The following is a 598-nucleotide window of genomic DNA, read 5'->3' as shown; positions in this document are numbered from 1 at the left end:
TAACTATTATTATAAGGACATATTATCCTTACATTACGATATTAAAATTAAAAGCCTGTAAAAAACAGTGTATTTCAATCTTTTTAGGGATAAAATACAAATAATTTACCTGATATACGATATTAGTAGAAATTTTCTTTCTATATTGTTTTTAATTATATGATAACAGAAAAAATAAATAAAAAACCGATTATTGCCGAAATGCGAGAGGTGATGAGACGGATGAACTACGCTTATAAAACTGAAAATACTTATTGTGATTGGGTTAAACGTTTTATTAAGTTTTCAGGGATGAAGGATAGAAGTGAATTGTTCGAGGATTCTGAAAGCAAGGTAGAGACTTTTTTAACGGATTTGACGGTGCGACAAAATGTGGCTGCTAGCACGCAAAATCAGGCGTTTAATGCGTTGGTATTTTTATATAAACCCAAATCCAAAAATAGAACCACCCAACCCAAAAAATACCAATCAAAATCCTAAAAAACCACCCCATTCAAGTCTTGCATCCATAAAAATACAGACAATACCCCCAATTTGATAAGATCAGCACAAATTATTCGATATTTTGGATCGTTTAGGTTTTTCAGGTGTGCTTAAG

General features: G+C 31.3%; 1 protein-coding gene. It reads left to right on the top strand.

Annotated features, from left to right (window positions below; genetic code table 11):
- Nucleotides 1-159: 159 nt before the first annotated feature.
- A complete protein-coding gene (locus BHECKSOX2_RS06185) occupies nucleotides 160-480 on the top strand; it encodes a site-specific integrase (RefSeq protein ID WP_139682638.1) in 321 nt (106 codons plus the stop codon).
- The last annotated feature ends 118 nt before the right edge of the window (nucleotides 481-598 follow it).

It is taken from the genome of thiotrophic endosymbiont of Bathymodiolus puteoserpentis (Logatchev) (genome assembly GCF_900127505.1).
GTDB lineage: Bacteria > Pseudomonadota > Gammaproteobacteria > PS1 > Pseudothioglobaceae > Thiodubiliella.
This window is presented reverse-complemented; position numbering and strand designations above follow the sequence as displayed.